The 7,951-nt window shown below is 65.0% G+C and carries 13 protein-coding genes, 1 tRNA gene and 1 pseudogene; 9 read left to right on the top strand and 6 right to left on the bottom strand.

Annotation, left to right across the window (positions count from 1 at the left end; all coding sequences use genetic code 11):
• Positions 1-679: 679 nt before the first annotated feature.
• From AB1411_09495 to AB1411_09475, 5 genes are all read left to right on the top strand, one after another.
• Positions 680-1,660 (top strand): replication initiation factor domain-containing protein, encoded by a 981-nt coding sequence (locus tag AB1411_09495; GenBank protein MEW6543829.1) that lies wholly within the window; start codon positions 680-682, stop codon positions 1,658-1,660.
• Positions 1,661-1,831: 171 nt separating this feature from the next.
• Positions 1,832-2,119, top strand: coding sequence for a hypothetical protein (locus AB1411_09490; GenBank protein ID MEW6543828.1), 288 nt, complete (start codon positions 1,832-1,834; stop codon positions 2,117-2,119).
• 98 nt (positions 2,120-2,217) lie between these two features.
• Entirely contained in the window at positions 2,218-2,475 is a 258-nt protein-coding gene (locus AB1411_09485; GenBank protein MEW6543827.1) for a hypothetical protein, read from the top strand.
• A gap of 71 nt (positions 2,476-2,546) precedes the next feature.
• Positions 2,547-2,762, top strand: coding sequence for a hypothetical protein (locus AB1411_09480; protein MEW6543826.1), 216 nt, complete (start codon positions 2,547-2,549; stop codon positions 2,760-2,762).
• A 62-nt stretch (positions 2,763-2,824) separates the two neighbouring features.
• Entirely contained in the window at positions 2,825-2,953 is a 129-nt protein-coding gene (locus AB1411_09475; GenBank protein MEW6543825.1) for a hypothetical protein, read from the top strand.
• Here AB1411_09475 and AB1411_09470 read toward each other — a convergent pair.
• The 3 genes from AB1411_09470 to AB1411_09460 form a co-directional block, all read right to left on the bottom strand.
• Positions 2,950-3,399 (bottom strand): hypothetical protein, encoded by a 450-nt coding sequence (locus AB1411_09470; GenBank protein MEW6543824.1) that lies wholly within the window; start codon positions 3,397-3,399, stop codon positions 2,950-2,952. The two genes, AB1411_09475 and AB1411_09470, sit on opposite strands and share 4 nt — an antisense overlap.
• A gap of 154 nt (positions 3,400-3,553) precedes the next feature.
• Positions 3,554-3,742, bottom strand: coding sequence for a hypothetical protein (locus AB1411_09465; GenBank protein ID MEW6543823.1), 189 nt, complete (start codon positions 3,740-3,742; stop codon positions 3,554-3,556).
• A gap of 34 nt (positions 3,743-3,776) precedes the next feature.
• Complete coding sequence (locus tag AB1411_09460) at positions 3,777-4,277, bottom strand: JAB domain-containing protein (protein ID MEW6543822.1); 501 nt, start codon at positions 4,275-4,277, stop codon at positions 3,777-3,779.
• A gap of 223 nt (positions 4,278-4,500) precedes the next feature.
• On the opposite strand from AB1411_09460, the gene AB1411_09455 reads away from it, so the two are divergent.
• The gene (locus AB1411_09455; GenBank protein MEW6543821.1) at positions 4,501-4,752 is read left to right on the top strand and encodes a helix-turn-helix domain-containing protein; all 252 of its coding nucleotides are present in this window, start codon (positions 4,501-4,503) and stop codon (positions 4,750-4,752) included.
• On the opposite strand, the gene AB1411_09450 is transcribed toward AB1411_09455, so the two are convergent.
• A complete protein-coding gene (locus AB1411_09450; GenBank protein ID MEW6543820.1) occupies positions 4,743-5,357 on the bottom strand; it encodes a hypothetical protein in 615 nt (204 codons plus the stop codon). The genes AB1411_09455 and AB1411_09450 overlap by 10 nt on opposite strands.
• On the opposite strand from AB1411_09450, the pseudogene AB1411_09445 reads away from it, so the two are divergent.
• Positions 5,259-5,648, top strand: a pseudogene (locus AB1411_09445) (tyrosine-type recombinase/integrase). The gene AB1411_09450 and the pseudogene AB1411_09445 sit on opposite strands and share 99 nt — an antisense overlap.
• A 273-nt stretch (positions 5,649-5,921) precedes the next feature.
• Here AB1411_09445 and AB1411_09440 read toward each other — a convergent pair.
• Positions 5,922-5,999, bottom strand: a tRNA-Glu gene (locus AB1411_09440).
• A gap of 107 nt (positions 6,000-6,106) precedes the next feature.
• Between AB1411_09440 and AB1411_09435 the strand changes: the two genes are divergently transcribed.
• Together AB1411_09435 and AB1411_09430 are read left to right on the top strand one after the other, a co-directional pair.
• Entirely contained in the window at positions 6,107-6,490 is a 384-nt protein-coding gene (locus AB1411_09435; GenBank protein ID MEW6543819.1) for a hypothetical protein, read from the top strand.
• 26 nt (positions 6,491-6,516) lie between these two features.
• Entirely contained in the window at positions 6,517-7,182 is a 666-nt protein-coding gene (locus tag AB1411_09430) for a hypothetical protein (protein MEW6543818.1), read from the top strand.
• A gap of 58 nt (positions 7,183-7,240) precedes the next feature.
• Here AB1411_09430 and AB1411_09425 read toward each other — a convergent pair whose 3' ends face one another.
• A complete protein-coding gene (locus AB1411_09425; GenBank protein ID MEW6543817.1) occupies positions 7,241-7,897 on the bottom strand; it encodes a tetratricopeptide repeat protein in 657 nt (218 codons plus the stop codon).
• Between the last annotated feature and the right edge of the window lie 54 nt (positions 7,898-7,951).

Here is a 7,951-nt window from a genome sequence, read left to right as displayed (position 1 = left end):
CAGGGCCGTGGCGATCTGCTCTTCCGAAAACTTGCTCTTTTTCATGATGCGCCCTCCTGAGTTGGAGGGCTGCAAGCTTAGCCGATTTTCCCAGTTTTGGCTGGCCTAGTTTTCTGGGAGGGGGTCAGCTCGAATGAATACATTTGTGGCCCGAATGGCAAGTATATTCCGAGAAGCTGCCCGCTGAGATCTGTTTCTTACCCCGTCCCGTTCAAAAATGTGCGGCGTGTATCTTTCTCTCCCTTAGGCGATTCCCTAGGCTAGCGGTTCCTGGCCGTTTCACCTCATCTCGGCCGGTTGCTTCTCATTCGCCTTCGCACCGGTTTTGCCCTTCGTGCGGCCGATTTGATCAAAACTGATCACTCCTGATCAAAAGAGATCAAAACTGATCAATTCCCTTTCCGTGTCCCGGTCGGTACGGTGGCGACTGACACGGGCGCGGCTTGCCACGGAGGAACCTGATGGGAAGGACGCTGCTGTCGGTGAAGGAGTTGGCCGTTGAGTTGGGGATCAGCGAAATCTCGGTGCGCCGGGCCATGCGCGCGCTGGGACTCACGGTCCCCTTGAAGCGAGGGCCAGGGGCCGTGCGGATCGGCGACAGCCGACCGCACGGGAACGGCCAGCCCCCGTTGAGTAAGACGGGGGCGCTACGTGCAGCGTCCCTTCGGAAACGGAAGTCATGGAAGGCTCGACGGTCCAGCTAGACTGGCTCGGCTTCACCGTCCCCTCGGCCACGGTCCAGGAGGTCCAGGACGTGGTGGGCGGCGACTGGTGTCAGGCGGAGAAGGGCTTCTCCGGCTACCCGGAAGGGTGGCTCTGTCTCTCCGGCGCGCAAGTCGGCCGCATGGGCACCGGCGCCAAGCGCGCCCCGCGGGAAGTCCATTGCTCTCTCCCCGGCTCCGCCCTGGCCGCCTGGACGATCGAACAGGTGCGGACGGTGATCCGGTGGGTCCTGGATCATGCCGGCCACGTCACGCGCCTGGATCTCGCTCTCGATGACCGGCTCCAGCGGGTCACGGTCCAGCAGGTCTATGAGGCCGCCCACGCGGGCCGGGCCGTCTGCCGGAGCCGCTACTCCCGGCTAATCCACGAGCAACTGGACTTCTTCGAGGACACGGGCCTGACGCTGGAGTTCGGGAAGCGCACCTCCCAAACCTTCCTCCGGGTCTACGACAAGCGGCTGGAGCGGAAGAAGCGGCACGATCCCGACTGGGAGGCCTACGGGACCCGCTTCGAGCTGGAGCTCAAGGACGAGCGGGCCCAGGCCTGTGCGGAGGAGTTGGCCGGGCTGCCCGAAGCGGACTGGAAGCGGCGCGTCGTTGGCCTCCTGCGCGCCCACGTGGACTTCCGGGAGACGACGCGGGAGGCCAAGTCCTGGGAGAGGGCCCGCGCGCCCCTCTGTGCCTGGTGGGAGGCCCTGACCGAGGGGTTCAAGAAGGCCCCGCTGCTGCTGCAGAAGGTCCAGAAGCAGATCGAGGACGTGAAGCAGTGGGCGGCCAAATCCCTGGCCCCCATGCTGGCGGTCCTCTACGCCCACCAGGAGGCCGGCCAAGCCTTCATGGAGGAGCTGATCCAGCGCGGGGCCGACCGGTGGAAGAGCCGCCACCTGGCCCTGCTGAAACGGGTTTCCCGGACACCGTACCGGCTGGAGCCGACGTGAGGCGACGGTTGCCCTTGAAGTCCAAGAGCTGTCCGGGCTGCTCGTCCCGGACGAACCGGCTGATCCAGGTGGGTCCGTGTCTGGTGAGTGTCTGTCACGAGTGTGAAGGCTCCTTTTGCTTCGAGCGGGGAGCGCGGCGGTGGCAACCCTGTAACCAGGAGGTCTTTTGCGATGGCACAGGTGACGATGCGAGGGCTGGTGTTGGGGGTGGGGGAGCGGAAGAACAAGGAGGGCAAGGTCTACCGGACCCTCCGGCTGGACGTGGACGGGAAGGACGCAATGACCATGTCGTTGAACATCCCTGAGGAGTCGGCGAGCACGCTGCTGCCGGCGATCCAGGCGGCCAAGCACAAGCAGGCGGTGGCCACGGTGGAGGTCCGGTTCCTGGCCAAGGCCAACCTGTGGCTGTTCGACGTGCTGCAGCTCGACGTGGCCGGGGCTCAGCCGGCCAGGGCGTAACAAACGGCAGGAGCAAGGAAGGTCAGGATGGACCCAACCTTTGTCACGGTGGTGCTCCTGCTCCTGGCCTTCCTCTCCGGCCTCCTGGCGGGGCGGCTATGATCCGCGCGGCACTCGTACTCTCCACCTATCTCTCCGGCGTCTGGCTGTTCCTGTTCATGGCCTGCGTCATGCCGGGCCGGGCGCTCGCGCTCGTGTCGCCCCAGGCCTATGCCCGCGTGGTGGCGGAAGCGGAGTGGATCGCGAGCGTGGCGGCGGAGCGGGGCGCGATGGCCTCGGCGGTCGGCACGGCGGTCTGCTGGCTCGGCGGCTTCGCCGTGGGCTGCATCATCAAGATGCTGATGCCCTCCCACTGACGGGAGGGGCCCAGTCCTGGGGGCCGCCAGGACCGCGGGTGGGCGGGTCCACCAAACGAGGAGGTGTCCCTATGGGACGGTTCGTCAGGCGGTGGCTGGCAGGGCTGTGGGGACTGGTCGTGATGCTGGCGGTGCCGGCGTGGTCCTTCGCGCAGGCGACCAACATCTTTCCGGTCTCCGCGGACGTCGCCACGATCAAGGCCGATCTGCTCCTCTGGGCGACGGCGCTGATCGGGGTGGCGCTGGCCATCTACGCCTTTCGGCGGGTCCGGGGTCTGGTCCGCTAGGGGCGTGGGGAATGGACGAGGGAGCGCGCCCCTCGTCCGTTCCTTTCCAGGGAGGCTTCATCATGACCGCATCGGCAATCACGACGATCGGACAGACCCTCACGGCGGACCTCATGGCCTGGGGCGCGGCGGCCCTCGCCCTGGCCGTGGTCGTGGCCGGGGTCAAATGGATCATGCGGCTGCTGAGCTAGGGCTGGTCAGGGGACTTCGAGGCAGAAAGGGGACGCTCGGGATGCAGGAGACGACGGACAGGGCAGAAGTTGGGTTCTTTCTCCTCGGTGAAGCGCTGGCACTCGCGCAGCGCCCGGAGCAGGGGCACATCGGCGGACACGATCGCCTGGGTCTTCAAAAACGACAGAAGGCCCTCGAAGATCTCCTCTCGGGACCCGCGGGCCACAAAGCGGGGCAATGCTTTTCGGCGACCTGTCGGTTCAGCGGGTGCACGGGGCGGGGCCATCGGAGGCTTGCCCTTGGTCCGCCGTGCCAGGACCAGGCGGCCCATGGGACACTGGGGGTTCACGGTCGCATTCCGCAGGCATTCGGTGAGGGCGTCGGCAAAGGCCGCATCGCCCCGTGCGTCCAGGGCGGCCCGGAGCTGGGCGACGAGATGGCGGAACCGGTCACGCTCGTGTAACACAAGCCGCCTCGTGACGAGAGGAAGCTTGGACCGGCCAATCGTCAAGGCAGGACAGTATAGGACGGAAGGACGGGTTTGCAAAGCAGAATACGTGGTCGCAACAGAGGGACTGCGTTGCCGATCGGCAGGCTGTGCGTCGAGCCGGGCAAGCGGGCTACCCGCCGCCGCAGCCAGGGGGAAAGTGCTGGCGCTGGAGCAAGACGATGACGCATTGACCGCAAAGAGCGAGTTGCGAGCCGGTGGTCGGGTCAACGACCGTGGCGGTCTCCCAGGCCTGCCGCCCGCACTCGCTGCACCGGCGCGGCTCAGGGGATGAGAGGTGGTTGGTGGTCGTCGTCGTCATGACGGGGCTCCTTTCATGGTGGAGCGACCGCCGCTCACAGTTGCCCCTCATCGGCAAAGCTGTAGAGGCGGCCGTCGCCGACAATCACATGGTCCAGCACGGTGATTCCCAGAACTTCGCCGGCGGCCTTCAGCCGGGCGGTCAACGCGCGGTCCTCCTGGCTCGGCGTAGAGTCCCCGGACGGATGGTTGTGGGCCAGGAGCACCGCCGCGGCGTTCAGCAGGATCGCCGGTTTGAAGACCTCGCGCGGATGCACAATGCTGAGGGTGAGGGAGCCGACGGAAACCACGTTGACGCCGATGATCCGGTGCTTGGCGTCCAGACAGCAGACGACGAACTGCTCCCGGTCCAGGCCCTCAAAGACCGGCTGGAGCGCCTGACCAGCGGCGCGGGAATCGGTGACGATCGGGGCCTCGGTGGGATAGGCGGCTTCCTGCACCAGGCTGATCCGGTACCGGGGCACGAGATAGGGCCGCGCGGGGGCGGGCGCCTCCTCACGCCGTGCCAGCCGACTGACTCGCCTCTGCCCCTTCATCTGCCCCCTCCTCCCTCAACAAAAAACATTTTGAGCCCCACCCCTCACGCACGTCTGGGGGTGTGGGCGGAATGGGGGCAGCGGGTCGGGCTCTCGCAGTGGACAGGACCGGACGGGAGGGGGCCAGGAGGGAGGGGACCGGCAGGGCGTGGCTCGCTGCTCTTCAGCCCCGGCACGCCCCCTCCAGTGTTGGTCATTTTTGAACGGAGAGTACGAGGAAGGCATGCAGCTTCTGACCCTGACCGAAGCCGCTCGGTTCCTGCGAAAATCGAAGTCGTGGCTCTACCAAAACCGGAGCATTCGGCGGTACCGGCCTCCTGGTTCTCGGAGTTACCTCTTTGACAAGGATGATCTCCTCGCTTGGGTCAGAAGCGGAGGAGTCAGTGCCTCAGCGACGCAGGCGGAAAGCAGCGCACTCTCAGGCATAGACATTGCGTCTCCTCCTGTCTATCATCGCAATCCGCTCTATCGCTGAGGAGGTCCTTTATGAACATCACGATCAAGACCCGCGCCACGAAACGCCATGGATTGGCGTTCGATCTGTACTACCGCTGGAAGGGCGAGCGATACCGGCCGCTGCTCGGCTACAACTTGACCAAGGAAGAAGCTGAGCAACAGGCGCTCAAGGCGATCGCCAAGATCCAGGCTGGCAATCATGTCCAAGGTCAAACAAGGATCTCCGCCCCGACCCTTCGTGAATTCCTCCCGATCTATTGGCAGACGATGCGGGTCAAAAACCGCATCGATCTGAGACGCCCCGAAAACGTCGTTGAAGTCCATTTGCTGCCTCGATTTGGTGATCGCCCTCTTGATTCGCTCACGGCCGAAGATGGCTTGCAGTTCATCAACGATCGGCTCCAAGCCAAGGCCGCGCACTGGACGATCCGGCGCGAGTGGAATGTTCTGATGCGAATTCTCAATCTTGCGGTTGATTTCGACAAACTCGACAAGAACCGACTGAAGCGCGTTGAACTGCCGGACGTGGCTATTCGGGAACGGGTCGCGACTGATGAAGAGTTGAATGCGATTCAGAAAGTGGCACCGGAAGCACTGTGGCGGATCGCGCTGGTCGCGCTTCATACGGGCCTTCGTGAGGGGAAAATTGTTGAGATTGGCCGGTCATGGGTGAGGCAACGCGACGACGGGCCCTGGCTGATCTTGCCGCCAGCGCGGAGCCGGCTTAAGAACACGCCTCGGGAGCTTCCGCTCAACCGTGTGGCGTTTGCGGCTCTACAGACAGACGTCCCGAATATTGAGGACCAGATTTTCCGGCGTTGGACCGCCGACGCGCTGGGAACCTTCTGGAGTCGGACGTGCAAGCGGGCAAAAGTCCACGACCTGCACTTCCACGATCTCAGGCATACCTTCGCAACGCGTCTGCAAAACCTGGGCGTGAGCCTGGAGGTGAGAGCGGCCCTGTTGGGGCATCGCATCCGCGGACTTGGCGGGGATCTCATGGGATCGGAGGCGATGACGAGCGCCTATTCGCATGGCGGACCTGGCTGGAATAAGCAGCTTCGAAGAGCGGTGACGATGTTGGAGAAAGCCTACACTTTGTCCTATGGTTTGTCCTATGAAATTTTCGAGGGGATTGTCGGGAAGGCGGTGAACGCTACGAAGTCGTTGAAGGAGAAAGGAAGAAATTGGTGGTCCCAACGGGATTCGAACCCGTGTCTGAGCCTTGAGAGGGCTCCGTCCTAGGCCAGGCTAGACGATGGGACCAGCCGGTCTCCGAGAGAGGATGGCAGCGGTTCAAAGCCGGGGCGAACCATACCACAGGCCCTGGGGGATTGCAACGCGACGCGGAATGCGATACGAAGGACCGGTACATGCGGCCGACGGAACCAACCGTGCGCGCGGCGCCCATCGTCTGCTCCCTCCTGGCCTTGTCGCTCATCGGCGGGTGCGAGTCGGCGCGAGACCGCCTGCTGCGCGACCAGTACCCCTCCTATCCCGATCCGATCAGGCGGGCGATCGACAACGGCTATCTGCTCAAGGGGATGACCCCGGACCAGGTCTACCTGGTCGAAGGCGAGCCCATCTGCAAACGGCAGTTCGATTTCAAAGGCAAACAGGTCGAGGTGTGGCTCTACCCTCCCGGCGGCCGGGACCCGTGCAAGACGTCCGAGTTCCGGGTGTTTTTTGAGGACGGCGTCGTGGCCAGTTGGGAGAAGTATGTGGGCAAGATCAATACGCCCGCCATGGGGCCGTAACCGCCCGCTCCCCGAGTATGCCATCCATGTCCTTTCGCTCTCGCTGGGTCCCGGTGGCCGCCTATGCGGTGGCCATGGCCTTCGTGGAGTCTGCCGTCGTCCTCTATCTACGGACCCTGGCCAATCGTCTCGATCCGTTCCGGATCACGCCGGCGGACGTGCCGGCCTGGGTGCTCCAGACCGAGATCGCCCGTGAAGCGGCGACGCTGGCGATGCTGGCGGCGGTGGGGTGGCTGGCTGGCCAAACCTGGATCAGCCGGTCCGGCTACTTCCTGCTCGCCTTCGGGATCTGGGACATCTTCTACTACGCCTTCCTGTGGGTGCTGGCCGGCTGGCCCCGGTCTCCGACGGACTGGGACGTCCTGTTCCTGATCCCGCTCCCCTGGTGGGGACCGGTGTGGGCGCCGGTGAGCATCGCCGTCCTGATGGTGCTCGGCGGAACGCTCCTGGGCTCGGCCGACCGGCAGGAGGAACCGCTTCGGCCCGGGCGTTGGGCCTGGAGCCTGGCGGGCGGCGGGATGATCCTGGCCCTCTACTGCTTCATGGCCGATACGCTCCAGGTGCTGGGCGCGGGAGAGGAGGCGATCCGTGCCGTGCGGCCGACTTGGTTCAACTGGCCGCTCTTCCTCGTCGCCCTGCTGCTGATGGCCGCCCCGATCCTGGATGCGTGGCGGCGGAAGCGGAACCGATGAGCCGAGCCGCGGCGATCACGTGCTGAACGTGTGGATGAGGTGAGGGAGGGAGAGTGGATCAGGGCCTGACCGTGAGGATGTCGGCCTGATTCAACCCCAGGGCGGCCAGGGTGGCCCGGGCCTCGGGGATGAAGTCCTCGTGTCCGTCGGCCTCGGCAAACTTCAGGGCGTCCGCCGCCAGGGTCATTGCTTCCGCACGCTTCCCGCGCGCCGCATAGGCCTTGGCCAGGCTCAGGCGGGCGTTCACCGATCGCGGCTCCCGCTGGATCACGTATCGCAGCAGCTGCTCTCCCCTCGTCGCATCCCCACCGAGGAGGACCGGAAGCCTGACCAGGAAGGTGCCCTTGGAAGAAAGGGCGTCAAGGTTGTCCGGCTCGATCTCCAAGGTGCGGTCGAGCTCCCTCATCACGCGCCGGAACCCGAACAGCGACGTGGCGCTGAGGGTCTCCCCGTCAATCCGGATCTGTTCGCCCAGGCTGCAGAAAAGGGCGAAGTGGGCGGCCGCAAGCTGGTCGTTCAGGGCCACGGCCCGCTCGGCCAGCTTCTGGCTCTTCTCGAAATGGGCCAGCCGGACCGACCGCTCCTTGGCCCTCCGCCCCTGGTCGCATTCCCTTTGGGCCTCGGCGCTCAGCTCCGTGGCGGGTCGTTCGGCAAGCGCGAGGCTCGGGACGGCGAGCACGGCCAGCAACAGGATGATGAAGAGGGGGCGCGTCACGATGGTGTTGCGTCAATCAGACTGGTGAGCTCAACACGTCGCATGAGGGCGACG

Source organism: Nitrospirota bacterium (genome assembly GCA_040757595.1).
Lineage (GTDB): Bacteria > Nitrospirota > Nitrospiria > Nitrospirales > Nitrospiraceae > JBFLWP01.
This window is presented reverse-complemented; position numbering and strand designations above follow the sequence as displayed.